We start from the raw sequence: 23,235 nt of genomic DNA, 5'->3' as shown, positions 1-23,235 counted from the left end.
CGCCTATGTCTGATATCACTATCGTTGTGGATTGTAACGACGCGGATTTCGCCCGCGATATTTGCGCCGCCCTGCAGCAGTTTCCCGACGTCACGGCGCTTCTGCCCCATCACCAGGCGGCACGCGACGCCCAGTACGCCAGTTGCTGGTTCCCGGACCCGCAGCTGCTGAGCCGCTCGCCGGGGCTGAAGCTGATCCAGGCCGCGTCCGCCGGGGTCGATCATCTGCCGCCCGCGCTGTTCGCCAGCGAGATCCCGCTGTGCCGGGTGATCGATGAAGATTTTCGCCACGGCATGTTCGAATATGCTCTGTGGAGCGTCCTGTGGTTTCAGCGCCATTTCGACCGGGCGCTGGCCCACCAGCGAACCCAAACCTGGAGGCTCTATCCCCAGCGCGCCGCCGCCGACTTCCATATCGGCATTATGGGTCTGGGCGAAATTGGCGGCTATATCGCAGACCAGCTGGCCCGCCTCGGCTATCGGGTCTCCGGCTGGTCGCGCAGTGAAAAGCAGCTGGCTGGTTTCACCTGCTATCGCGGCGAGGAGGCGCTCGACCACTTTCTTGGGTCGCTTGACGGGCTGATTAACCTCCTACCGCTCACCGCGCAGACCCGAGGTATCCTCGCCGCGCCGCTGTTCAACCGGCTACCCGCCGGGGCGGTGTTGATCAATTGCGGCCGCGGGGAGCATATGGTCAATGACGATGTGCTGGCGGCGCTGGAGAGCGGCCAGCTCGCCGGGGCGGTGCTCGACGTCTTCCCGCAGGAGCCATTGCCGGCGGACGATCCGCTGTGGCGCCATCCGCAGGTGGTCATCACCCCGCATATGGCCTCTGCGGCCCCTGCCGAGGTGATCGCCCGCCAGTTGCTGGAGAACATTCAGCGCCAGCGCCGCGGGCTGCCGCTGAAGAACCTGGTCAATAAGCACGCCGGTTACTGATCCCCAGCCATACTGCCGCTGCTACGCTTAATGGGAGATCCACAACCAGAAGGCAGGAACATGAAGATTGATTTATCGGGGAAAGTCGCGCTGGTCACCGCCTCCACGGCGGGTATTGGCTTCGCCATCGCCAAAGGCCTGGCGGAGAGCGGCGCAGAGATCATCATTAACGGGCGCAGCGAGCAGAGCGTGAACGCCGCCATCGCTCGTCTGCAAAATGAGGTGTCGGGCGCGAAGGCGCGACCCGCCATCGCCGACCTCAGCGACGCCGACGGCGCAGCCCAGCTGCTGCGGGCGGTGACCGGCGTCGATATTCTGGTCAATAACGCCGGGATCTATGGCCCGCAGGATTTCTACGCCACCGACGACGCGACATGGGACAACTACTGGCAGACCAACGTCATGTCCGGCGTACGCCTGTCACGGGGGCTGCTCCCGGCGATGGTCAGTAAAGGCTGGGGGCGGGTGGGGTTTATCTCCTCAGAATCGGCGCGCAATATCCCGGCGGACATGATCCATTATGGCGTGACCAAGACCGCGCAGCTGTCGCTGGCCCGCGGCCTGGCGAAATATGTCGCCGGCAGCGGAGTGACCGTTAACAGCGTACTGCCAGGGCCGACGATTTCCGACGGCTTTGCCGAGATGCTGAAAGACGACGTGGCGAAAACCGGCAAGTCGCTGGAGGAACTGGCGAAAACGTTTGTCATGACCCATCGTCCGAGCTCGGTGATCCAGCGGGCGGCCTCGGTGGAAGAGGTCGCCAATATGGTGGTCTACGTCTGCTCGCCGCAGGCATCGGCCACCTCCGGCGCCGCACTGCGCGTCGACGGCGGCGTGGTGGATGATATTCTCTGACGCCCACCTCATTCAGGGGAGTCACCCTCCCCTGTCGCCTTCGCCGGCGCTAAACCGCGCAAAATGTTAAAAAAACGCGGCAAAGTCGCACAAAGTGAACAGGAACATGCATTCCCAAAACTTATGATATTTCTTTTAAGTATAAGTTGTGGTGTTAATGTCTCTGTTACGAAGCTTGCTATTCTTTCTCGGCGCGGCGGTCGCAGCCGCCCTCGCGGTACTCTGTCTGTGGGTGGATATTCGGGTGTTTGGTAACGACATCCCGGAGGTGTCGCTCACTGAAGTGGTGCAGGAGAGCGTGCTGGCCGTCATCGTACTGGTTCACTTCCTGCTGGCGCGAAAATATACCCACCTGCGCTATAGCAATATCCTCATCGGCGGCTTCTTCCTCGCCATGCTGATCCGTGAACTGGATGGCCTGTTTGATTTGCTCTCCCACGGCAGCTGGGTGTGGTTTGCCCTGCTGACCACCGTAGGGTCGCTGCTGGCGCCGCTGCGCCATCTGCCTCAGACCCTGTCGCAGCTGGCGGAGTATACCCGCACGCCCTATTACGGGATGATGATCAGCGGCCTGCTGGCGATTCTGGTCTTCTCTCGGCTGTTTGGTATGCACGGCCTGTGGTACGCCGTGCTGGATGAGAACTACGCCCGGGTGGTGAAAAACACGGTCGAGGAAGGCAGCGAGTCGTTTGGCTATATGCTGTGCCTGACCGCCACCCTCGGCTACGCCTGCTACTTCCGCGGCCTCGCGCGACAGACCCTGTCGCCGCAGCGCTAACCGTGGACGATAACCACCGCCGGACGCGTCTGCCGGCGGTGGCGCGCCGCCGCGTTAACCGCGAATTTTCCACTTCCGTTTGAGAACCTCTTTGTCCTGGCTATCCAGCCACTGGTTCACTTTCTCCAGCAGCGCCGGGTTATCCTTATTCATCATATACACCTTGTCGCTGGCGGTGCCGGCGAACGGTGTTTCGTTAGCAACGCAGAACACGCCGGGCTCTTTGCTTTGGTAATAGTCGCCTTCGATCAGGTCTGTCACCATCATATCGGCTGTTTTCTGCCGCAGCGCCTCCAGATTGTCGACGTTGTTCTGTACGCGAATGATCTGCGCCTGCTTAATATGCTCATCGACAAAGCTCTGGTTTGTGCCGCCAGGGTTGACGACCACCTTCACCTCCGGGCGGTCAATCTTCGCCAGCGAGCCGAGCCGCGGGGCGGCCTGGCAGTTGGCTAAGGCGATTTTACCGTTCGCCACTACCGGATGGCTGAGGGCGAAGTCCTTCGCCCGCGCCGGAGTCTGCGTCACGCCGCCCATCGCAATATCAAACTTGTCCGCCCGCAGATCGGCGGCGAGCGCTGGCCAGCTGGTGTAGACGAAGCTCACCTTCAGCCCCAGCGTGCGCCCGAGATCGCGGGCCATGTCCACGTCATAGCCCTGCAGCTCGCCGGCGGCATTGCGAAACGCCAGCGGGGCGTAATCGCCCGGCACGCCCACTTTCAGCTCACCGCTGTGCTCGATGGTTTGCATATCGCGCGCCTGGGCGCCGCAGGTCATTATCGCCAGCGTCAGCGCCAGCCCCACCGTCAGTTTCATCTCGCCATCCTTATCGTTATCGATTTTTCGCGCCGGGGTGATCGGCCGCTTATCAGTCAACACCATCCGCAGCATACGCCAGGGCATTCATCCTATTTTTAATCATCGTGACATACAACCCGGCAGCACGGTTGCCGATCGCAAATCTGGCGATAAAAAACAGCCCCCCTCCGGTGAATGATCCCTCATCTGCCGGGCGTAGCCTTACGTGAACGATCGTATTTTCCACCATGAAGTGGGTTCGAACACCTGGCAAAAAAGAGCAATAAGCTATTTCTAATGCATTGAATTAAAATAGCAATTTATTTTATCGAGCGATATTTGGCATTCAACTCGCGTTAATAACCGTCTTATTTACGTCGCAATTCCCCCACGCTACTATCCCGACAAAAGCAGCCCCTAAATAACAAGCCAGTTTATTTCCTGGTATTAATAAATTTGTCAGTCAGATGAATTAATAAAAAACATACCTGGCGTAAATAAGACTCATCAAAATAACGGCCCTGGCGCCAGCTTTACGGGCAATAGAGAAGGAAAGAAAATGAAAATAATCACGCTGTGTCTGGCGACGGTCTTTGCCGGGCTGGCCGCTGTCCCTGCACTCGCGGCAGAGGGCAAGCTGAATTTCATCGGCAAGGTCGTGAACGCCTCCTGCAAGCTCGAAGGGGTGAGCGACAGCGGGGTCATCGACGTCAGTATGGGCGCTATTCCGCTGTCGAGACTGAAAAACAGTCAGTCTGGGACCGGGCCGGCAGTCGGCATCGACATTCGCGTTAAAGATTGTGAGAAAGGCACTTACTACATTGTGGTTGACGGCCCCTCGCCTGCCGGCACACCTGAAAATCGCGTGCTGGCGCTCGACGGCAGCGGTAAGCCGGCCAGCAAGGTAGGTATTCTGCTCACTGACCGCACGGGCACCCCGCTCAGCCTCGATGAACGCCTTGATCCGCAACACGATCCCCGCATAGAGATCCCGGTGGACGGCGGCTCCGGAACCTTCAGGCTGAACGCCTTCTATTACACCTGGGACAAAACCCACGCCGATCCCGGCGACGGCAATGCGACGGCCCGATTTACCATTATGCAGGAATAGCTTGCCGGTCAGGGATGAGACGTCAAGGGAGTGCTCATGAAAACACAGCTGGCGGTTCTGCTCTGCGCAGTGACCTTTCAGGCCTGCGCCGGGATCACCATTAATGCCACGCGGGTGGTCTATTCCGGGAAAGAAAAGGTCGCCAGCCTGAACATTCACAATCGCAGCAGCACGCCTTATAAAGTGCAGATCTGGCTGGACGCCGGACTCAATACCTCGCGCGTCGGCCTGCCGATAGTGGCGACGCCGCCGCAGGTCTATTTATCGCCGCAACAATCCACCCAGCTGCGCTTTATCTATTTCGGCGGCGGGCTGCCCGGCGATCGGGAAAGCGTGTACTGGGTCAATATCCAGGAGACGCCTCCCGCAGCCGTCGGCACGCATACGCTGCAATTTGTCGTCCGTACCCGCCTGAAGCTCTTTTATCGTCCGCCCGCCATCACCACCACCCTCGCCAGAGAGGTGCAAAAGCTGCAGTGGCAGCAGAGCGGGAATCACCTGCGCTTTACCAACTCAGGCCCACTGCATATCACCCTGGTCAACGGGACGCTGATCGATAATAAAGGCCACCTCTCGCCGATGAGAAACGTGATGCTCCGGCCATACAGCAGCCATACCGTGATGACCACCGACAGCACTCGCCTGTACCAGCTGAACTATATCGACGACTACGGCGCGGTGGTGCCCATCCCTCTGCAGAATGCCCATGCGCCAGCGTCAGGCTAGTTATACTCCAGGGCGAAGGTCACCATGCTGTTGGCCGTGCCCGCCCCCACCGTGGCGTCAGTTTGCACATACTGGGCGTTAAAATTGATCGCCTCGGCGGTACCGGCGTTTGTGCCGGTCACCCTTTTCAGGATCGGCAAGTTGCTGGCCTCATTGATCTTAACGCTGGTGCCATCAGAGACCGCCGCGCCGGGGTTATTACCGTAGGTCAGCTTCACGCCGACGCCGCTGGCGCTGTTGCTGGCCTTGCTCAGGGCCAGGGTATCGCTCTCCACGCTGACGCCGAAAAAGCCGATGCGCACGTCGGTCGGCGACGGGCAGAACACCGGGATCGAAAAGCGCTTCGCCTGGCCGCCGGTGCTCCCTTTACCGTGAAACTCCGCCCGGTTTACCGTGCCCAGAGTGACCTGGATCGTCGACGTCGCTACCTGACAGCTGCCGCTGCTGCCGATGTCCACGTTCAGGGCCGCCATATCGATACTGACCGGCGCGCTGGCGACATAGCTGGCGCTCCCGCTGGCCTGCTGCTCAATGGTCATCTCCCCCACCTGCGGCAGCGACGGCGAGTTGGTGTGCGTCCCGTCCGCCAGCTGCACCGTCCCGGTTTTATAGAAGGTCACCGCGATCCTGACCGTGGTTTGCTGCTGCGTCATCAGCGCCGGAAGCATTGCGCTGTCGCACACCACCACCGACTCGCCGCCCGCGGAGTGGCTGCCGTCGATAGCGCGCATCGGGCCGCCCGCGCACTGAAAGCTGAGCGAGTAACCGATGCCGTCGATGGCGCTGGGGTAGACGTGCTGTCCGTTAATCACCACCGGCGAGCCGCCGGTTTTCAGTTGCTTATAGACGATGCGTTTGGCGCTCGCCGTCGGCAGCTGCAGGTCGCAGGAAAAGGGGATCCCGCTGCCGTTATCCGCCATCGCGCTGGTCATCTGGGTATTGACCGGCAGCGTGGGTAAGTATTTGATATTGGGAATATTGACCGTGGTCTGGCCGATATTCGCGCGGCAGGTTTCAGCCCGCACGCCGGGGAGGTAACCACTCAGCGCCAGCAGAAAGAGAACAGGAAGTAGACGAAAAACAGATTTCATAGCCGCCTCAGCGTGTCTGGCACAGTCCGGAGACGGTTTTCACCGTATTCAGACTCTGCTGTGGGTTATCCGGAAGTTGAAAATGCAGCGTGCAGCTCTGCGACTGGTTGTTAACGACCCAGCTCACCGCCAGGGTCCCCTCCTGCGGCACGCCGCTGAGGTACACCTGCCCACCGTCAGCCACCATGCCGCCCGGCGCATTGCCGCTCTCCTCCGCCGTGACCAGCCGCGCGCTGGCGCCAAACGGCAACGGCCCCTGGGCATTGCGCAGGGTAAACAGCACCCGGTTGCCAATGTGGGTCCGGTAGTTGGCCATCACCACCGCGCCGCCGCCGGGGATCACGGTCTGCCCCTCCTGATCGACGTCGGTATCGTCGGCCATCGACTCCGTATCAAGGGTAATGACATTTTTCCGGTAGGCGGTCAGGGATGGCACCACGGCATAGCCGCGCCAGTCGGTGTGCACATTGTTGCCGTTTTGTACCGCCACCCCAGCGGCCCCCGGCGCGCGGACGATAGCGAAGCTCTCGCCCACCGTCTGGCCGAAGGTGACGCCGTGCGGATGCGCGACCACCGAGCCGGCGCCTCCCCAGGTCAGCTGGTTGCTGGCGGCGTCATGACGATAGCCGAGCTGGGCGTTGCCGAAGCCGCCATGGTAATCCAGCGCGACGCTGCTGTTGCTGCCTCGCCCCTGGTTGCCATAGCCCTGCTGGACCGAATAGAACAGATTTGGCCGCGTCGGCACCGCGCCATACAGCGAGACCTGCTGCGAGGTATAGCCATTGCTGTCCGAGGTGGTGTTATAGCTTACCGCGCTGTCGGACAGCGGGCCGCCCAGCGGGATGTTGATATTAAATGACCAGGAACGGTCATTTTTTTCCTGATTGCTGGCGCGGGTGTAGTAATAGCCCACGCCCCAGGAGATCCCCTTCCAGGCGCTGTAGAACCCGAGGTGTACCGTCTCATCCCGGCTCTGCCGGTGCCAGTAATCCTGCGACCAGGCGGAGATCGCCAGACTGCCGAGGCCGCCAAGGCTTTGTGTCACCGACAGCTCTTCCCGGCGACGCCGGTTGTCCACCTGCCCCTGCGCGCTTTCCAGCGAGCTGGCTTCGGCAAAATCGTAATAGCCGCTGGAGGAGTAGCGGTAGCTGGCGAGGCTGAATGAGGTCCCCGAGCTGACAAAATCTTTCTGATACTGGGCGCGCAGCGAATGGCCCGCGTAGCGCTTGCCCGACGGCGTGCGGGTGACGGCCTGGGTCACGTCGCCTCCCAGCGATCCGAACTCGCCGAAGCCGCGACCCAGGCCCAGCGCCCAGGACTGATAGTCCTGGGCCAGTTGCGTACCGCCGTAGAGAGTAAATCCCGCCGACAGACCGTAGAACAGGGTTCCCTGCAGGAATTCCGGCGAGCGGACGGTATCCGCCCCCGAATGGTAGCGCCCGGCGCTAAGGCTGAATTTGCCGCGCCCTTCGCGCAGCATAAAAGGAACTGCGGAATAGGGCTGAGTAAAAGTGCGCACCGAACCATTGCTCTCGGTCACCTTCACCTCCAGATCGCCGCTCTGCGAGGTGGGGTAAAGATCGCTGATGGCAAATGCCCCCGGCGACACGAAGGTTTCGTAGATCACATACCCGTGCTGAGAGACGGTCACTTTGGCATTGCTGTGCGCCACGCCGCGGATGGTGGGGGCAAAACCGCGCTGGCTGTCCGGGAGCATCTCATCGTCAGACATCAGCTGGACGCCGCGAAAGGGGATGCTGTCAAAGACATCGCCGGTGGTATAGGTATCGCCGATCCGCAGCAGACTCTTCAGCGAGCGGACGTCGCGCTGCAGCCAGGTACTCTGTGAATCCCAGTGCCGACGCTGCTGGTCGTACTGCATCGAGGAGACGTTGCGCAGACGCCAGGCACCCAGGTTCATGCCGCTGCGTAAATTGAGATAGTTTGAGCGGCTGCTCTCCCCATCATCGGCGTTCTTTATTTGCGCGCCGGAAAAATAGTAATCGACAAACGCGGCCGGCACGCCATCGTCCCAGCGCGAGGGATCGACATAGCCGCGACTTTGCACGTTCATCGCCGCCTGGGGAATACTCAGCGTCAGGCGCTGGTTAGCAAAGGTGAACCGGCTGCTGGCGTCGGGAATAAACTTCTCGATCCGGGTGAAGGTCTCTCCTTCATGCAGCGTTTGAAAGGCGGGAAAGGCGCTGACGTTGACCCCATAATCCGCCAGTTGAGCGGGCGTTAGCACCGGCTGCAGCTTCCCGCCATCGTCAACAAACGTAATATCGGCCTGACCCAGCTCCTGATCGTTAACCACCACGGTGACAGAGTAAGTGCCCGGCTGCTGCCCGCCGGGTTTGGCGAAGTAGTGCAGGTCGGAGGTTTGCTGCTGCGGGTCGGCAAACTCCAGCGCCGCCGGATCAAAATAGTCGTCGGCCAGCGCCCGGTTCAGCGGACTGAGACAAAACACCATCGTCGGCACCGTCGCCAGCGCCAGCGCCCGTCCTGCGGTCAATGGCATTGCGGCATACTCCCGCACCTTCGCTGTTGTTGTTCTTTTCATGCTGGCGCCGTCCGGTCATGTCATCGCAAAAGGGAATTACTGCTGGGCGAAGTCGCTGACGCCGCCGTAGTCGTTAATCGCCCGCCATTTGACGGCGCCGTGCCCGCTCACCGGCCACGTTTTCTGGCCGAAAGGGGCCACCATGCCAGGTTCGTCGATGCTCTGCCCACCCACCGCGACGGAGTAAAATGAGACAAAATAAGGGGTGGGGTTTGCCACCGTCAGATGACCGCCGGACTGGGTAAACTTCAGCTGCTGCCAGGCTTTTGCCGGGTCGCCCGCCAGGCCGTTGGGCCGATAGAAGATTTTGAATTTCGACTTAATATTGACCTGCAGCTTGTTCACCTCGCCCTGGGGCGTTGGGGCGATACTTTTGACGTTCAGCCAGTAGACCGATTCACGGTCGCTGGGCAGCGAGGCGCCAATAAAGTTAATGCGCAGAACGTTATTTTGCTCCGGATCGAGACGGAACAAGGGCGGCGTGACAATAAAGGGCACCTTGGCCTTATCGTTTTCCGCGTAATTTTCCACCCACGACTGCACCAGATAGGGCGTATGGGTATCGGCATTGGTGACTGAAATAGCGGCTTCACGCTTCCCTTCCTGATAAATCACACGGGTTCCACCCATGACAATACCGGCCTGCGCTGCCGTGGAGCACAGCAGAAAAGCCGCAACGGCAATTATTTTCTTCATCATTAATAACCATCAGGTAAAGGTTGAACAGACAATAAAATAAAGCTGTGAATAACAGAGCCAGTCACCATCGAGATAATTAGCAGGAACAACAATATCGTCACGAATATATATCGCGACGGCTTCGCCATTAATTTTTCAACAGACTGCTAGGGATCCAGACGCAATGGACTGGCTCTGAATAACGCGCAATATGCTTAGTTATAAATCATATTGAAATTAGCCGTACCGTTGGCGTCACCTGCCGTCACGGTCGCCCCGGTAGAGACATAATCGGCGTAAAACTCGAGGTCGGCAGAACCGGTGCTGCCGCTGGAACCCGGAGTGACCGCTTGTTTGGCGGTCGTTTTACCGAGGCTAACCGCCGTCGTCTGATCATGCTCATACAGCTTAATCGCTACGCCGCTGGCGCCGCCGCTGTTGATGGCCAACAGGGAGGTATCCGTCTGTTCGCGCGCGCCATCAAACAGCACAGCGACCGTCGTCACGCTGGCCGGGCAATCTTTGACTTTGATATGGAAGGATGTTTTGGTGGTTTCGGAGCCGGTACTGGTAAAATAGTTGCTGGCCCATTTGCCCAAATCCACCGTCTGGCCGGTTGAACCGCTGTCGACGTTGCAGGAGCTGTCGGTGATTGACCCATTGAAGTTGACCTGCCCGCCGGCGCCTTGCGCACTGGTTCCTGAGTTTGGATTAATCGTGTTTGCCGCAGTCGCCTGGAAGGTTACGCCCGAAACCAGCGCGCCCATGAGAATTGCCATAATACGAAGTTGGGTTTTCATTATTTATCTCATCGTTAACGAATATATCGCACAGTCATCGGCAATAGCGCTTGGCTATCGCGAAGCTGCTCATCAGTTCCTCCTTGTAAATGTTCATTGCGTTCCTTCCGCAGGATAGTAGGCACACGCCCTCTCGCTCTGCTTTATTCCGTCAAAAGGTGACCATTAATAAAAAACAGAAGCTAAAAAAGTTATTTTGGTGTGCGAAATAAATATATTACCGCACCTACCAAAAGGCAACCCGGCACAATGTTACGAATAAGTTAATGATTATCAGAGGCATAAAATTTATTTTTGAAATGCCTTTTCAATGTTAATTTACATATCTATACAAACGGCAATAAAACACTTTCAAACAACAACAGATCAAAACCATTAACAAATTTAAAGATAATTACTCAAAAAGTTGTCTTGTTTTATTGTGCTTCCGATCGACAGCACAGGAAAATTAGGAATTTTCCTGGTATTAATATTCATCATTTCTACATAAATGAAGCACAAGTGTCCGCCTCACTGCGCATAATTTCTTGTTGTGGAACCCTTTTTATTTTCAAGTGAAAGATATTACATCAGCCGTGTGAATGTGTTGGTCATGCCGCTCAATAAAGCCGGCTAAATAGCAGGGTTATTTTGCAGTTAAAAAAAATCCGCAACCCGGACGGATTGCGGACTGGGGATCAATCAGAAATGAGATAGACTTCAGAACAGGCCCAGCGGCGCGGTGCCGTAGCTCACCAGCAGATTTTTGGTTTGCTGATAGGCATCCAGCGCCATCTTGTGCGTTTCCCGGCCAACGCCAGACTGTTTATAGCCACCGAACGCCGCATGCGCCGGGTAGACATGATAGCAGTTGGTCCATACGCGGCCGGCTTTAATCCCGCGGCCCATGCGATAGGCGAGGTTGGTATCCCGCGTCCAGACCCCGGCGCCAAGGCCAAACTGGGTCTCATTGGCGATGGTCAGCGCTTCCGCTTCGTCCTTAAAGGTGGTCACCCCGATCACGGGCCCAAAGATCTCCTCCTGGAAGCTGCGCATATCGTTGCGGCCTTTAATCAGCGTGGGCTGAATATAAAAACCGTTATCCAGCGCCGGTGCGATAGCCGCCCGCTCGCCGCCGGTCAGAATTTGCCCGCCCTCTTCCCGGGCAATCTGAATGTAGGAGAGGATCTTATCGAACTGCTGGCGGGAAGCCTGCGCGCCGATCATGGTATCGGTATCTAACGGGTCGCCGCGACGGATCTGCGCCACTTTATCCATCACCCGCGCCATAAAGGGTTCATAAATGGATTCATGGATCAGCGCCCGCGACGGGCAGGTACAGACCTCCCCCTGGTTGAAGAAGCCAAGCACCAGTCCCTCCACCGCCTTCTCAATAAACTCCTCTTCTCCCTCCATTACGTCGGCGAAGTAGATGTTGGGCGATTTGCCCCCCAGCTCGACAGTGCAGGGGATAATATTTTCCGCCGCGCAGGCGAGAATATGCCGCCCGACCGGCGTGGAGCCAGTGAACGCCAGCTTGGCGATACGCTTGCTGGTGGCCAGCGCCTCGCCCGCCTCTTTGCCGAATCCCTGTACCACGTTAAGCACCCCGGCCGGGAACAGATCGCCGATCAGCTCCAGTAGCAGGGTAATGCTCAGCGGCGTCTGTTCAGCCGGCTTGAGCACCACGCAGTTACCCGCCGCCAGGGCCGGGGCCAGCTTCCACGCGGCCATCAGCAGCGGAAAGTTCCACGGGATAATCTGCCCGACCACCCCCAGCGGTTCATGGAAATGATAGGCCACCGTCGTTTCGTCAATCTCGGCGGTGCTTCCCTCCTGGGCGCGCAGGCAGCCGGCGAAGTAGCGGAAATGGTCCACCGCCAGCGGCAGGTCGGCATTCAGGGTTTCGCGGATCGGTTTCCCGTTGTCCCAGCTCTCCGCGACGGCCAGATACTCCAGGTGCTGTTCAATACGATCGGCGACCTGTAGCAGCAGCCTGGAGCGCTGCTGCACTGACGTTTTACCCCACGCCGGCGCCGCACGGTGAGCGGCATCGAGGGCGAACTCAATGTCTTTGGCGTCCGAGCGGGGAAACTGCGCAATGTTGCTGCCGTCGACCGGGGAGGTATTCATAAAGAATTCACCGCTCAGCGGCTCGACAAATTTACCGTCAATGAAGTTGCCGTAAGCGGATTTAAATGAAACCAGGGCGCCGGGCTGGCCAGGATGTGCATAACGCATCGCAAATCTCCTTCTGTAGGGTTGAGACGCAGCGGCATATTGATTTTTTAAACTTGCCGCCGAACGCTTCTCACTTTGCAGGGGTTATGCCAGTTTTTTATTGCCAACAATTTATATTATTTATTAATGAGTTAGGATTATTTATTTACCAGGCTGGCAGGCGCTGTCGCACAGATGTCCACTTCTGTGTTGCAAATCGCAACACCAAATAAACCAAATGGCTACAATATTGCAACACAGCAACATCGACCCTGAGGTGCCCTGTGCCAGGTAATCCCTATCTTCTCGCACCAGAGGTTAACGCTAACCCCCTGCTCAGCGACTCGTGGTCTCGCTGCCAGCGCTATGGTCTGGATCCCGCTACCGAGGATTTTCCCCGTCTGCGCGCCGGGGAGCTGGCAGACCGGCTCGCCAGCCACCGCAGCCTGCAGCAGCTGGCGCAGCCGGTGGTGGATGCCCTGTCGCGCCAGGTGGCGGACCTGCAGTCGGTGGTGGTCCTCTCCGACCCCAGTGGCCTGGTGCTGCACACCGTCGGCGATACCCAGGCGATGCAGAAGGCTCAGCGCGTGGCGCTGGCCCCCGGCAATCTGTGGAGCGAAAGCGGGCGCGGGACCAACGCCATTGGCACCGCGCTGGTCATTGATGACGGCTGCGAAATCGATGGCCGCCAGCATTTTCTTACCCGCAATCAGAATCTGTACTGTGCGGCGATGCCGCTCCAGCGGCCGGACGGAAGTATTGCCGGGGTGCTGGATATCTCCGGCCCGGCGGATTTTCCCCACCAGCATACCTTCGGCTGGGTGAAGGCGGCGGCAAAGCAGATTGAGTATCTGTGGGTGAAACAGAGCCTGCATCCGGAGCAGTGGCTGATGAGCCTGCACCGGCAGGTGGACAAGCTCGACAGCGTCGAGGAGCTGCTGCTGGTCTTTTCTGACAACGTCCTCACCGCCGGCAACCGACTGGCGATGCGCGAGTTCGGCCTGAGCGCGGCGCAGTTTGGCCAGCTCACCTTTGCGTCGCTTTTTCCGACGCTGGCGCAAAGGGCGGTCAGCGTCCCGCTGCCGCTGACCACCCCTCAGGGCCGCTATCACTATCGCCTGCGGGAGCCCACCCGCCGCCGGGTGGCGGTAAGCGCCCCGCCGGTCATGCATCTCCCCTTCACCAGCCCGCGCGAAGGCGAAAAGCTGCTGCGGCTGCTCAACGCCGGCATTGCGCTATGCATTGAGGGAGAAACCGGCAGCGGCAAGGAGTATGTCAGCCGTACGCTGCATCAGCACAGCCGCTGGCGCAGTGGCAAATTTGTCGCCATCAACTGCGCGGCCATCCCGGAATCGCTGATCGAATCCGAGCTCTTCGGCTACCAGCCGGGGGCATTTACCGGCGCCAGCAAAAACGGCTATATCGGTAAAATCCGCGAGGCTGAGGGCGGGGTACTGTTTCTCGATGAGATCGGCGATATGCCGCTGGCGCTGCAGACGCGGCTCCTGCGGGTGTTGCAGGAAAAAGAGGTGGCCCCGCTGGGCGCCAGCCGCAGCGTGCCGGTGAATTTCGCCTTGATCTGCGCCACCCACCGCAATCTGACGCAACGGGTCAGCGCCGGCGAATTCCGTGAAGATCTGCTGTGGCGCCTGCGGGAGTATGCCCTGGCGCTGCCCCCGCTGCGCGAGTGGCCGGCGCTGGAAACCTTTATCGCCACGCTGTGGCGCGACCTGGGCGGTGTTTCACGCCGGGTGACGCTTTCAAATGCACTGCTGGTCCACCTCAGCCAGCTGCCGTGGCCGGGAAACGTGCGCCAGCTGCAGAGCGTCCTGAAGGTGATGCTGGCTCTGGCCGATGAGGGCGACACGCTGACGCCCGACGCGCTGCCGGAGGCGTATCGCACCGCGCCTGCGCCGCTGCCGCGCGGAGGATTGCAGGCCCATGACGAGCAGTTGATTGTCGATACCCTGGCCAGCGTTAACGGCAACGTCAGCCGGGCGGCACAGATACTGGGTATCGCCCGCAGCACGCTATACCGCCGCGCCGCCCGTACCGGACGGCCTCGTCGCTGAGGCTATGGCGTAAAGCGCGCCGGCAGCCAGGAGAACATCCGCCGGCTGACGGCCTCGCACAGCAGCACCAGCCGTGGGCCGACCGCCTGCCAGACCCGCTTCGCCACGATGACCCCGCCAATGGAGACCAGGGCTGCGCCCACCATATCCAGCGGAAAATGCACCCCAAGATAGATCCGCGACCAGGCCACCGGCAGCGCAGCCAGCAGCATCAGCAGACCAGGCGCCCGCAGGCGCAGCGACAGCAGCGCAAACGCGGCGCTGAACATCACCGTAGCGTGATCGCTGGGGAAGCTGTTATCCGCCGGATGACTTATCCAGGTATGGCCGAGGGGGATCATAAACGGCCGCGGATGAAACCAGAGCGTCCCGCACACCATCCCCAGCCCGAGGGAAATCATCACGGCCAGGGTCATAAACAGCGCCTGGCGGTGTCCCTCACGGCCACCGAGAAACCACTGGCCGAGCGCGATCGCCGGCATCATAAACACGATGCCGCTGGCGCAAAAACGGGCCAGCGACAGCAGGCCCTCCGCGGCGCCAGGCTGCGCGTTAAGCGCGAAAAAAACAGATTGATTCAGGGTTTCCAGGGCGTTCATGGCGATAGCTCTCAGTCGTCATCTTTCTGTCATTATCGCCCGGTCGCCTTAAGATACCCTTAACCGCTGGGCGGTGTGCTTTTAGCAAGGCGCAGTCCTTCCCGCAGGGCATCGATCGCCACCCGCGTTTTTTGCGGCAGCCACGGCCCCTCCGGCCACACCGCGTGGATAGCGAAACGCACCTGAGCGCTGGGCGCCAGCACCTGCTGCAGCGTCCCGTCGGCGAGCGCCTGCGCCACCAGCCAGTCCGGCAACCAGGCGATGCCCATCCCCTGCTGCACCGCCGCCGCGATGGCGGCAAAATCATCCTGTACCAGCCCCGTCTGCGGACTGAAGCGCACTTCGCCCTGCTGCGGGTCGTACAGTTGCCATTTTTGCAGTTGGCCGTTGTGCAGATAGCCGAGGGTGCGGTGCTCGCTCAGCCCGGCGATGGTCTGCGGCGCCGGCTGGCGGCGCAGGTACTCTACCGCCGCGCACAGCACCATGCCGTGCTCCCCCAGCGCCCGCGCCCGTAGCGACCCGGTATCGGCCAGGTTTCCGATACGCACCGCAAGATCAAACCCCTCCTCCAGCAGATTGACCTGCCGGTCGCTGTAGTGGAGCTCGAGCTTCAGTAACGGATAGCGCTGGCTCAGGCGGAATAGCACCGGCGCCACGCAGCGCTGACCAAAGAGCACTGGTAGCGAGATCCGCAGCCGCCCCTGCACCTCGCCCTTCCCGCGCTGGAGCGCCTCTTCGGCCTCGCGGATGCGCGCCAGCGCTTCCCGGCACTGGTGGTAAAATTGCTCCCCCTCTTCCGTCAGCAGTTGCCGACGGGTAGTGCGCTGGAATAACGCCACGCCGAGGCGCGCTTCCAGCCGGGCAATGGTTTTACCCACCGCCGAACGCGTCACGTGGAGGATCGCCGCCGCGCTGGCAAAGTTACCGCTCTCGACCACGGTAACAAACACCGGGATCGCGTTCAGATCGTCACGCACAGATTGGTTCCTTACGGGATACAATAGAGGAAAATAATGTCACTCCAGAGAGAAAAAAGACAGTGTTAGTCTCTGCCTCTCCCCTTCACTTGAGGCACTCATCATGGCTAACGTTCTGGTATTAAAATCCAGCATTAATGGCGAAACATCCCTGACCAATCAGCTGATTAACGAATTTCTCGCGGCGCGCCGGGCAGCAGGACACCGCGATCGGCTCACGGAACACGATCTCAGCGCCATGGCGCTGCCAACGCTGGATCGCCCCCTGTTCGCCGCCCTGCGCGGGGCGGTGGATCCGCAGCCAGCCATCCGCGCGGCGGTTGCGCTCTCCGACCAGTTTATCGCCGAATTAAAAGCCAGCGATCTGCTGGTGATCGGCGCCCCGATGTATAACCTCAACGTCCCGACCGACCTGAAGAAATGGTTCGACCTCGTGGCGCGGGCGCGGGAAACCTTTCGCTACACCGACAGCTGGCCGCAGGGGCTGGTCGAGGGCGTTCGGGCGGTGGTCGTCAGCAGCCGCGGCGGTATTCACCAGGGAGAGACCACCGACGCCATCACCCCCTATCTGCGCGCGGTACTGGGGCTGATGGGGATCCATGAGGTGGAATTTATCTATGCCGAAGGGCTGGACAATCGTCCGCATGGTCGCGACGCAGGGATCGCCAGCGCGCGAGCGCAGATTGCCCAGCTCGCCGTTCCGGCCTGAGTCACAGATAAAAAAATGCTGGCGCAGGGGATGTTTTTATTTTAGAGTTATCTAAATTTAGAAAAATCTAAAATACATGACCACACCTGAAGACCTGCAGGCCCGCGCCGGAGAAGCCGCCGCGCTGATGAAAGCCATGAGCAATCCTCACCGATTGCTGATCCTGTGCATACTGTGCGATGCGCCGCGGGCCAGCGCCGGTGAACTATCGCGCGCTACCGGCCTGAGCCCTTCCGCCACCTCGCAGCACCTTGCGCGGATGCGTGACGAGGGGCTGATCGACAGCGAGCGCGATGCCCAGCGTATCCACTATTTCATCACCCACCCTGCGGTACAGCAGGTGATCAACACGCTGAAAACGCTCTATTGCCCGTGAGGATCCTATGACCATCGCTACTTTAACCCCGGCCGAAGCCCGGGCGCTGATTGCCCAGGGCGCCAGACTGATTGATATCCGTGATGCGGATGAATACGCGCGCGAACATATTCCCGATGCCGAACTGGTGCCGCTGGCCAGCCTGACCAACGGTGCGACCCTCAATGCCCGGGCCGGAGAGACAGTCATCTTTCACTGCCAGGCGGGTTCCCGGACGCAGAATAACGCGATTCGCCTGGCCGCCGCCGCCGCACCGGCGCAGGCAAGCCTGCTGGCCGGGGGGATTCAGGGCTGGAGGGCCGCGGGGTTCCCGGTTGAGGAGGATAAATCCCAGCCGCTGCCGCTGATGCGCCAGGTACAAATTGCCGCTGGCGTCCTGATTTTACTCGGTGTACTGCTGGGCTATACCGTGAGCAGCGGCTTCTTCCTGCTCAGCGGCGCGGTCGGCGCCGGGCTCACCTTCGCCGGGGTGACCGGCTTTTGCGGCATGGCGCGTCTGCTGGCGATCATGCCCTGGAACCGGCGTCATGAGGGTTAAAACGCACTCCAGATAAGCCAGGCAATGCCGCCGAACAGCAGCCATTTAACGATGTAATAGACCGTCTTATTCCATTTTTTCAGCCGCTTGCCGACAATGCGGATCTGGTAGATATAGCGAAATGCCCGGTTAATCCCGCCAATGCGATCGCCGGTATCATTGGGCGCCGAGGCGGCGCTCATCAGATGACGTCCCAGCCAGTGGTTCACCTGCTGCGCCCAGCGGTAGCGCATGGGCCGTTCAATATCACAGAACAGAATCAGCCGATTCTCACCGCTGGTATTTTCCGCATAGTGAATATAGGTCTCATCAAACAGCACCCCTTCCCCATCGCGCCAGCTGTAGCGCTGGCCATCCACCTCGATAAAGCAGCGGTCATCGTTCGGCGTCGCCAGGCCGAGATGAAAGCGCAGCGAACCGGCGTAGGGATCGCGGTGGCGCGGCAGACGGCTGCCGTCTGGCAGGGTGGCGAACATGGCCGCTTTCACCGACGGGATATCGCGCAGTAGCGCGGTGGTGTGTGGGCAGAGCTGGCTGGCGGAGGGATGGGCCTCCTCATACCATTTCAGATAAAAACGTTTCCAGCCGGTTTTAAAAAATGAGTTAAATCCGGCATCGTTATATTTATCGGCCGCTTTAATCTGCTCCAGCTGCTGAAGGTGGAGACCTTCATCGCGAATTACCTGCCAGTTCTGCTGCAATATCGCCAGCTCGGGAAACATCTCCGGGCGCAGATATGGCGTATTCGGCACGCGGGAAAATAAATACATAAATCCATTCAGCGGAGCAGTAAATGTTGAATGATCGGAGAGCTGTCGCCAGAAACGATAGCGCACCCGCCCGCGATAATGGACATACAGAACAGCAATAACAATGATCAATAGAACGATATACTTCATGGTGTCTTTCCTGACCTGATTGATGGTAACCCTACCCTCGCCGTCCCCCCTTCTCAGCAGCGGTATGGCGCCAGCAAAACATTAACAACATTAATACATATACCCCCAAATTGTTTTAACAAAAAACAGCACAGCCAGTGTTCACTGGCCAGTCGTTGAGCTATGGTTGAGGTTCATCCAGGATGTTAACCGTGAGGAGTGAATGATGTTTTCTGTCGGCGATCTGGTACAACCGCGTGCGGGTGGACCAAAACTGAAAGTGGTTGAAGTACAGGGAGAACAGCTGGTGGTGGTTCAGGCCGCGCAAGAGCAGGGCGAGCGCTATACGCTGAACTCAGAAGAGGTGACGCCATACCAGGAAGAGGGCGACTTTGGCGTCTGCTAAAGCCCCTCTCCCGGAGAGTGATAAGGCCGGACGGAACGGCGGGTCTCCCCCACTGTCCTGATACCGGCCGGATCGGCTTTAAATGAGGAAACTGTCCAGCGATTTGCCCTGAGCAACCGCCTGAGCAATCGGCTTCGGCATTCTTCCCTGACCGGTCCAGGTTTTTTCTGCGCCAGTATGATCGGTATAACGATATTTCGCCGGGCGCGGTTGCCGCTTTTTCCCTACCGCCATCGACGGCTGAATATCGGCCACGAGGTCGTCAGGAGAAATACCGTCGGCGCGCATCAGCTCAAGCCAGGTATTCACTTTTTCCTGATATTCCGCCTGCTGCTGCGCCGCCAGCTGCTGTTGCGTACGTTTTTCTTCAGTGACGATCCTGAGCTTTTCCAGCATCTCTTCAAGCACGTCAATGGAGAATTCACGGGACAGGGTACGCAGTGAACGGATATTATTCAGTTTGTGTAACATTAAAGACATAAAATTAAGAAATCCCAGATAACCAATTAAAAGATACAACGCGGCAAGTGTAATGGAAACACTTATTTATTTCCAGCCTTCGGTTGTCCAGATAAATATATTATGCAAAGAGTAAACCTTTTCCGCCTGCCCTATATCGGCAAATCCCCGGTTCTTTTTCGCCAGCGCAGGCCAACAAGACCATGAATAAATAAAAGCGGCGGATGGTAAGATATGAAAATATATTCAGCAGGCGATATTACCTTTATGGTCAGCGGTTTATCCTCTTATCGTCGGCGGATGCGCAGGCCCTCTCCACACGGCCTAATGAATAGTTACCCAGCCAATCAGAATAAAACGCCACACGTCATTTTAGAATTTTTCACCACAAAAACCGGCATAATGGCATAAAAACATCTAAACGAGACCTTCATCACAGGCTCACGCGATTTTGCGCCACAGCGGGCGGTCAGACGCCGTCTCCCTGGTCAGATATCATGCAAAAACGTCAAGTAACCAACTGAAATTAAACACATTTCACAAAACCAGCAATAAAAGTAGCGTAACGGGCAGAAAACCAACTGTCGCAGAGTATTTTATCGACAAAAAGGCAATAAATAAAAATTTATAGCTAGTTGCCACTTTTAATGCAGAGATATACTCTACGCATATCAAAACAGGCAGCCCAAAAACGCTATACCAACGCGCATTTTTCGGCGTTATTGACTTCATTTTCGAGGAGCACTCCGATGTTCTCTGCGCACTCCCGCTTGCGGCATGCGGTTGCAGACACCTTTGCGATGGTGGTTTACTGCACCGTCGTCAACATGATGATCGAAATTTTTCTCTCTGGTATGACGTTTGAGCAGTCGTTATCGTCGCGCCTGGTGGCGATCCCGGTCAACATTATTATTGCCGTGCCCTATGGTTTTTATCGCGACTTTGCGATGCGTCAGGCCCGGCGCATTAGCCCGGCAGGCTGGATGAAAAATATGGCCGACGTGCTGGCCTACGTCACTTTCCAGTCGCCAGTGTATGTCGCAATATTGTGGAGCGTAGGTGCAGACTGGCACCAGATTGTCGCTGCAGTGAGCTCAAACCTGGCGGTATCGATGATGATGGGCGCTGCTTACGGCTACTTCCTCGACTATTGCCGCCGCCTGTTCCGCGTGGCCCCCTACCAGCAGGCGAAAGCCTGACCGACGCTATTCCAGCGACTGGCCCTGCCAGTCGCTCTCTCATCAGCCTGCTCCGCCCCGGTCCTCAACCACCGTATTAATTTGTCGACATCGCCGGCTGGGCTTCGCCAAATAGTCCATTCAGAAAACGCTCAAGCGCCATCCGTGAGCTAAATCCGTGCGGAATACCATAATGCTGCTGCGCATCTCCGGCTAAATACAGCGGAAATTGTTCATAATGGTCGCAGGTTTTGATATCTGAGGCCGGTTCGGCCAACATATTGCTACGCTCTTTTAGCGCTGGATGAATAATTAACGCTGTCCGCCCCATGCGCGCTTCGCGGTTCACATAAACATAATTATCGCCTCGGCGATAGCCGTACGCTTTTTGCGTCACAACATCCATGGTGAAGCCGGCTTTTTCAAGAACACGCGCCACCTCATCGGGTCTTAAATACATACTGATTCCTCGTTATCTTTTACCGCACATTGACCTTACCTTATTCGTTAAGCGCAGTGCTTTCGGAATATTCCAGAAACCACAGCAGTAAGCATAATTCAAAATCTTGTCCTACACTTACTCACTCGATGGAATTAAGGGAGATAACGATGGCTAACCATGTGAACCGCAACAATTTTGACGAGAATGCTGAGGATATCCATAACGATGTCAGTCAATTAGCGGATACGCTGGAAGAGGTGCTGAAATCGTGGGGCAGTGACGCGAAAGAGGAAGCCGAAGCGGCGCGCGTTAAAGCTCAGTCGCTGCTGAAAGAGACCCGTGCCCGCCTCAATGGTCACAACCGGGTGCAGCAGGCGGCGCTGGATGCCCGTCAGGCAGCCTGTGATGCGCTGGGCTGCGCCGATACCTACGTGCGCAATAAACCCTGGCACAGCGTCGGCGCCGCAGCCGCCGTCGGGGTATTTATTGGCGTATTGCTCAATTTACGTCGATAATAGAGACAGCGTCAGCTTCCGCGCGCGCCTGGCGAGCGGAAGCCCGCGAGCTTCACGGAATCTAATGAAGATAACAAATACGCGTCAGCCCCTGCGCGCCTCTGGCCGCAGGGGTTTTTTATGCGCCATCGTTCTCGATCGCCTCTCTGAGCCGCCGGGCCAGCGCATCGGCCATCGCCGCTGAGCGAATATTGGTAAAACTCATCAGTAATCCCCCCTCGCCTGCATGGCGAAGACGCCAGTCGCTCAGCGCCTGCACCGCCAGCCCGGCCTCAACCGCCTGCCGGGCCAGCAGGCGATCGTTGCCGCTGACCGGCATGACCAGCTGAATGCCCCCCTGCTGCGGCGTGACCTGAAAGCCCTGCGCCTGCAGGGCCGACTCCAGCCACTGTCGGCGCTGGCTATAGCTGGCGCGCATTTTTTTCAGATGACGCCAGAAATGGCCCTGCTGGATAAAATCCGCCAGCGTCTGCTGCCACAGAGTAGGAACGGTGCAGGGCTGGCGCTCCGCCGTCTGATGAAAACGCGCCGCCAGCGGGGTCGGCACCACAAGCCAGGCGGTGCGCAGCGCCGGAAACATCGACTTACTGAAAGTGCCGGCGTAGATAACCCGCTGCGGCGCATCGAGGCTTTTCACTGGCGGCAGCGGTTTGCCGTGATAGCGAAACTCACTATCGTAATCGTCCTCAATAATCCACGCGTCGCGCGCTGTCGCCCACGCCAGCAGCTGGCGACGCCGGGGCAGCGACAGCGCGACCCCCAGCGGGCTCTGGTGTGCCGGGGTGAGCAGGGCAAACCGCGCTTGAGGGTGATGCCGCAAGCCCCAGCCAACGTCCATTCCTTCGTCGTCCACCGGGATCGCATCCACCACCAGCTGCCTGGCCTCAACGACCGGGCGGATAAAGGGATACCCCGGATCCTCCATCCACATATGCTGCCCCGGCTGCGCCAGCGTACGCAGGATAAGATCCATGGAGGTAGCATAGTTGCCGGTAATCAGCACCTGCTCCGGCTGGCAGTCAATACTGCGCGACAGGCGCAGATACTCCACGATCGCCTGGCGCAGAAGCGGGTCGCCGCCGGGATCGCCGGGGGCAAGGTCGAACCGCGACTGCGTCCGCAGCCGACGACCCATCACTCGCGCCCACAGCCCGCGCGGAAAGAGATCCAGCGCCGGCAGCCCCATCTGAAAGGGCAACGGGTCCGTCGAGGCGGCTGATTGCGCTGGCGTTACCGGCGCCAGCTGGCGCGGACTGAGCCGCTCGCTGACAAAGGTCCCCGCCTGCCCACGCCGCTCAAGCCACCCCTGGGCGACCAGTTCACCCCAGGCGTTTTCGATAGTCGCCCGGGAGACACCCTGCTCCTGGGCAAACACCCGGCTGGCGGGCAGACGGCTGCCCGGGGTCAGTTCGCCCCGTTCAATTGCCGATTTCAGCTGGCGGGCAATACGCTGATAAAGAGGGAGGTGGATCGCTTCCATTATGGTCTGCTTTTTTCATCACAATATGGCTATCTTTTGCAGTCCATTATAGTGCTATTTTGGCTGCCG

General features: G+C 58.8%; 23 protein-coding genes and 1 pseudogene. 12 read left to right on the top strand and 12 right to left on the bottom strand.

Annotated features, from left to right (window positions below):
• Positions 1-5 precede the first annotated feature (5 nt).
• The 3 genes from HMPREF3142_RS15610 (at position 6) to HMPREF3142_RS15600 (ending at position 2,571) form a co-directional block, all read left to right on the top strand.
• On the top strand, positions 6-938 hold the full coding sequence (locus tag HMPREF3142_RS15610; RefSeq protein ID WP_070612209.1) for a 2-hydroxyacid dehydrogenase: 933 nt from the start codon (positions 6-8) through the stop codon (positions 936-938).
• A gap of 60 nt (positions 939-998) precedes the next feature.
• A complete protein-coding gene (locus tag HMPREF3142_RS15605) occupies positions 999-1,793 on the top strand; it encodes an SDR family NAD(P)-dependent oxidoreductase (RefSeq protein ID WP_070612208.1) in 795 nt (264 codons plus the stop codon).
• 157 nt (positions 1,794-1,950) lie between these two features.
• The gene (locus tag HMPREF3142_RS15600; protein WP_046622092.1) at positions 1,951-2,571 is read left to right on the top strand and encodes a hypothetical protein; all 621 of its coding nucleotides are present in this window, start codon (positions 1,951-1,953) and stop codon (positions 2,569-2,571) included.
• 54 nt (positions 2,572-2,625) lie between these two features.
• On the opposite strand, the gene HMPREF3142_RS15595 is transcribed toward HMPREF3142_RS15600, so the two are convergent.
• A complete protein-coding gene (locus tag HMPREF3142_RS15595; protein ID WP_012967386.1) occupies positions 2,626-3,462 on the bottom strand; it encodes a transporter substrate-binding domain-containing protein in 837 nt (278 codons plus the stop codon).
• Between the two features lie 466 nt (positions 3,463-3,928).
• On the opposite strand from HMPREF3142_RS15595, the gene HMPREF3142_RS15585 reads away from it, so the two are divergent.
• Positions 3,929-4,480: a fimbrial protein gene (locus HMPREF3142_RS15585; protein ID WP_023298103.1), complete on the top strand. Its 552-nt coding sequence runs from the start codon at positions 3,929-3,931 to the stop codon at positions 4,478-4,480.
• Positions 4,481-4,516: 36 nt separating this feature from the next.
• A complete protein-coding gene (locus tag HMPREF3142_RS15580; protein WP_070612207.1) occupies positions 4,517-5,206 on the top strand; it encodes a fimbrial biogenesis chaperone in 690 nt (229 codons plus the stop codon).
• Here the strand turns inward: HMPREF3142_RS15580 and HMPREF3142_RS15575 are convergent.
• The 5 genes from HMPREF3142_RS15575 to HMPREF3142_RS15555 form a co-directional block, all read right to left on the bottom strand.
• A complete protein-coding gene (locus HMPREF3142_RS15575; protein WP_008806119.1) occupies positions 5,203-6,297 on the bottom strand; it encodes a fimbrial protein in 1,095 nt (364 codons plus the stop codon). The genes HMPREF3142_RS15580 and HMPREF3142_RS15575 overlap by 4 nt on opposite strands.
• A 7-nt stretch (positions 6,298-6,304) precedes the next feature.
• Positions 6,305-8,818 (bottom strand): fimbria/pilus outer membrane usher protein, encoded by a 2,514-nt coding sequence (locus tag HMPREF3142_RS15570; RefSeq protein ID WP_077270045.1) that lies wholly within the window; start codon positions 8,816-8,818, stop codon positions 6,305-6,307.
• Between the two features lie 78 nt (positions 8,819-8,896).
• Positions 8,897-9,559 carry a fimbrial biogenesis chaperone gene (locus tag HMPREF3142_RS15565; RefSeq protein WP_016161668.1) on the bottom strand — a complete coding sequence of 221 codons (663 nt, stop codon included), beginning with the start codon at positions 9,557-9,559 and terminating at the stop codon, positions 8,897-8,899.
• Between the two features lie 194 nt (positions 9,560-9,753).
• A complete protein-coding gene (locus HMPREF3142_RS15560; RefSeq protein ID WP_016161669.1) occupies positions 9,754-10,338 on the bottom strand; it encodes a fimbrial protein in 585 nt (194 codons plus the stop codon).
• 699 nt (positions 10,339-11,037) lie between these two features.
• Positions 11,038-12,558: an acetaldehyde dehydrogenase ExaC gene (locus HMPREF3142_RS15555; protein ID WP_070612205.1), complete on the bottom strand. Its 1,521-nt coding sequence runs from the start codon at positions 12,556-12,558 to the stop codon at positions 11,038-11,040.
• A gap of 263 nt (positions 12,559-12,821) precedes the next feature.
• On the opposite strand from HMPREF3142_RS15555, the gene HMPREF3142_RS15550 reads away from it, so the two are divergent.
• Positions 12,822-14,609: a sigma-54-dependent Fis family transcriptional regulator gene (locus tag HMPREF3142_RS15550; protein WP_016161670.1), complete on the top strand. Its 1,788-nt coding sequence runs from the start codon at positions 12,822-12,824 to the stop codon at positions 14,607-14,609.
• Between the two features lie 2 nt (positions 14,610-14,611).
• On the opposite strand, the gene HMPREF3142_RS15545 is transcribed toward HMPREF3142_RS15550, so the two are convergent.
• The gene (locus HMPREF3142_RS15545; protein ID WP_023298107.1) at positions 14,612-15,208 is read right to left on the bottom strand and encodes an undecaprenyl-diphosphatase; all 597 of its coding nucleotides are present in this window, start codon (positions 15,206-15,208) and stop codon (positions 14,612-14,614) included.
• A gap of 59 nt (positions 15,209-15,267) precedes the next feature.
• A complete protein-coding gene (locus HMPREF3142_RS15540; RefSeq protein ID WP_039102456.1) occupies positions 15,268-16,185 on the bottom strand; it encodes a LysR family transcriptional regulator in 918 nt (305 codons plus the stop codon).
• Positions 16,186-16,288: 103 nt separating this feature from the next.
• On the opposite strand from HMPREF3142_RS15540, the gene HMPREF3142_RS15535 reads away from it, so the two are divergent.
• From HMPREF3142_RS15535 to HMPREF3142_RS15525, 3 genes and pseudogenes are all read left to right on the top strand, one after another.
• The gene (locus tag HMPREF3142_RS15535) at positions 16,289-16,894 is read left to right on the top strand and encodes an FMN-dependent NADH-azoreductase (protein ID WP_070612204.1); all 606 of its coding nucleotides are present in this window, start codon (positions 16,289-16,291) and stop codon (positions 16,892-16,894) included.
• 76 nt (positions 16,895-16,970) lie between these two features.
• Positions 16,971-17,270 carry an ArsR/SmtB family transcription factor gene (locus HMPREF3142_RS15530; protein ID WP_012540804.1) on the top strand — a complete coding sequence of 100 codons (300 nt, stop codon included), beginning with the start codon at positions 16,971-16,973 and terminating at the stop codon, positions 17,268-17,270.
• Positions 17,271-17,277: 7 nt separating this feature from the next.
• Positions 17,278-17,824, top strand: a pseudogene (locus HMPREF3142_RS15525) (rhodanese family protein).
• Here the strand turns inward: HMPREF3142_RS15525 and lpxO are convergent.
• The gene (gene lpxO, locus HMPREF3142_RS15520) at positions 17,805-18,707 is read right to left on the bottom strand and encodes a lipid A hydroxylase LpxO (RefSeq protein ID WP_012540802.1); all 903 of its coding nucleotides are present in this window, start codon (positions 18,705-18,707) and stop codon (positions 17,805-17,807) included. The pseudogene HMPREF3142_RS15525 and the gene lpxO overlap by 20 nt on opposite strands.
• Before the next feature lie 205 nt (positions 18,708-18,912).
• Between lpxO and HMPREF3142_RS15515 the strand changes: the two genes are divergently transcribed.
• Positions 18,913-19,092, top strand: coding sequence for a YodC family protein (locus HMPREF3142_RS15515; RefSeq protein ID WP_012540801.1), 180 nt, complete (start codon positions 18,913-18,915; stop codon positions 19,090-19,092).
• Between the two features lie 78 nt (positions 19,093-19,170).
• Here HMPREF3142_RS15515 and stpA read toward each other — a convergent pair whose 3' ends face one another.
• The gene (gene stpA / locus HMPREF3142_RS15510) at positions 19,171-19,572 is read right to left on the bottom strand and encodes a DNA-binding protein StpA (protein ID WP_008806130.1); all 402 of its coding nucleotides are present in this window, start codon (positions 19,570-19,572) and stop codon (positions 19,171-19,173) included.
• Positions 19,573-20,300: 728 nt separating this feature from the next.
• Between stpA and alaE the strand changes: the two genes are divergently transcribed.
• Entirely contained in the window at positions 20,301-20,750 is a 450-nt protein-coding gene (alaE, locus tag HMPREF3142_RS15505; protein WP_008806131.1) for an L-alanine exporter AlaE, read from the top strand.
• Positions 20,751-20,826: 76 nt separating this feature from the next.
• Here alaE and HMPREF3142_RS15500 read toward each other — a convergent pair whose 3' ends face one another.
• Positions 20,827-21,189, bottom strand: coding sequence for a DUF2002 family protein (locus tag HMPREF3142_RS15500; protein WP_008806132.1), 363 nt, complete (start codon positions 21,187-21,189; stop codon positions 20,827-20,829).
• Between the two features lie 149 nt (positions 21,190-21,338).
• Here HMPREF3142_RS15500 and HMPREF3142_RS15495 point away from each other — a divergent pair, with 149 nt between their 5' ends.
• Entirely contained in the window at positions 21,339-21,686 is a 348-nt protein-coding gene (locus HMPREF3142_RS15495; protein ID WP_002914293.1) for an ElaB/YgaM/YqjD family protein, read from the top strand.
• Positions 21,687-21,804: 118 nt separating this feature from the next.
• On the opposite strand, the gene HMPREF3142_RS15490 is transcribed toward HMPREF3142_RS15495, so the two are convergent.
• On the bottom strand, positions 21,805-23,166 hold the full coding sequence (locus HMPREF3142_RS15490) for a MocR-like pyridoxine biosynthesis transcription factor PdxR (RefSeq protein WP_049163156.1): 1,362 nt from the start codon (positions 23,164-23,166) through the stop codon (positions 21,805-21,807).
• Positions 23,167-23,235 lie beyond the last annotated feature (69 nt).

This window comes from Klebsiella sp. HMSC16C06, from assembly GCF_001808325.1.
GTDB lineage: Bacteria > Pseudomonadota > Gammaproteobacteria > Enterobacterales > Enterobacteriaceae > Klebsiella > Klebsiella variicola.
This window is presented reverse-complemented; position numbering and strand designations above follow the sequence as displayed.

Excerpts from the sequence above, each read along its gene's own strand:
- HMPREF3142_RS15610 (WP_070612209.1), top strand. The coding sequence starts at position 6 with ATGTCTGATATCACTATCGTTGTGGATTGTAACGACGCGGATTTCGCC.
- HMPREF3142_RS15605 (WP_070612208.1), top strand. The coding sequence starts at position 999 with ATGAAGATTGATTTATCGGGGAAAGTCGCGCTGGTCACCGCCTCCACG.
- HMPREF3142_RS15600 (WP_046622092.1), top strand. The coding sequence starts at position 1,951 with ATGTCTCTGTTACGAAGCTTGCTATTCTTTCTCGGCGCGGCGGTCGCA.
- HMPREF3142_RS15595 (WP_012967386.1), bottom strand. The coding sequence starts at position 3,462 with ATGCTGCGGATGGTGTTGACTGATAAGCGGCCGATCACCCCGGCGCGA.
- HMPREF3142_RS15585 (WP_023298103.1), top strand. The coding sequence starts at position 3,929 with ATGAAAATAATCACGCTGTGTCTGGCGACGGTCTTTGCCGGGCTGGCC.
- HMPREF3142_RS15580 (WP_070612207.1), top strand. The coding sequence starts at position 4,517 with ATGAAAACACAGCTGGCGGTTCTGCTCTGCGCAGTGACCTTTCAGGCC.
- HMPREF3142_RS15575 (WP_008806119.1), bottom strand. The coding sequence starts at position 6,297 with ATGAAATCTGTTTTTCGTCTACTTCCTGTTCTCTTTCTGCTGGCGCTG.
- HMPREF3142_RS15570 (WP_077270045.1), bottom strand. The coding sequence starts at position 8,818 with ATGCCATTGACCGCAGGACGGGCGCTGGCGCTGGCGACGGTGCCGACG.
- HMPREF3142_RS15565 (WP_016161668.1), bottom strand. The coding sequence starts at position 9,559 with ATGATGAAGAAAATAATTGCCGTTGCGGCTTTTCTGCTGTGCTCCACG.
- HMPREF3142_RS15560 (WP_016161669.1), bottom strand. The coding sequence starts at position 10,338 with ATGAAAACCCAACTTCGTATTATGGCAATTCTCATGGGCGCGCTGGTT.
- HMPREF3142_RS15555 (WP_070612205.1), bottom strand. The coding sequence starts at position 12,558 with ATGCGTTATGCACATCCTGGCCAGCCCGGCGCCCTGGTTTCATTTAAA.
- HMPREF3142_RS15545 (WP_023298107.1), bottom strand. The coding sequence starts at position 15,208 with ATGAACGCCCTGGAAACCCTGAATCAATCTGTTTTTTTCGCGCTTAAC.
- HMPREF3142_RS15535 (WP_070612204.1), top strand. The coding sequence starts at position 16,289 with ATGGCTAACGTTCTGGTATTAAAATCCAGCATTAATGGCGAAACATCC.
- HMPREF3142_RS15530 (WP_012540804.1), top strand. The coding sequence starts at position 16,971 with ATGACCACACCTGAAGACCTGCAGGCCCGCGCCGGAGAAGCCGCCGCG.
- lpxO (WP_012540802.1), bottom strand. The coding sequence starts at position 18,707 with ATGAAGTATATCGTTCTATTGATCATTGTTATTGCTGTTCTGTATGTC.
- HMPREF3142_RS15515 (WP_012540801.1), top strand. The coding sequence starts at position 18,913 with ATGTTTTCTGTCGGCGATCTGGTACAACCGCGTGCGGGTGGACCAAAA.
- stpA (WP_008806130.1), bottom strand. The coding sequence starts at position 19,572 with ATGTCTTTAATGTTACACAAACTGAATAATATCCGTTCACTGCGTACC.
- alaE (WP_008806131.1), top strand. The coding sequence starts at position 20,301 with ATGTTCTCTGCGCACTCCCGCTTGCGGCATGCGGTTGCAGACACCTTT.
- HMPREF3142_RS15500 (WP_008806132.1), bottom strand. The coding sequence starts at position 21,189 with ATGTATTTAAGACCCGATGAGGTGGCGCGTGTTCTTGAAAAAGCCGGC.
- HMPREF3142_RS15495 (WP_002914293.1), top strand. The coding sequence starts at position 21,339 with ATGGCTAACCATGTGAACCGCAACAATTTTGACGAGAATGCTGAGGAT.
- HMPREF3142_RS15490 (WP_049163156.1), bottom strand. The coding sequence starts at position 23,166 with ATGGAAGCGATCCACCTCCCTCTTTATCAGCGTATTGCCCGCCAGCTG.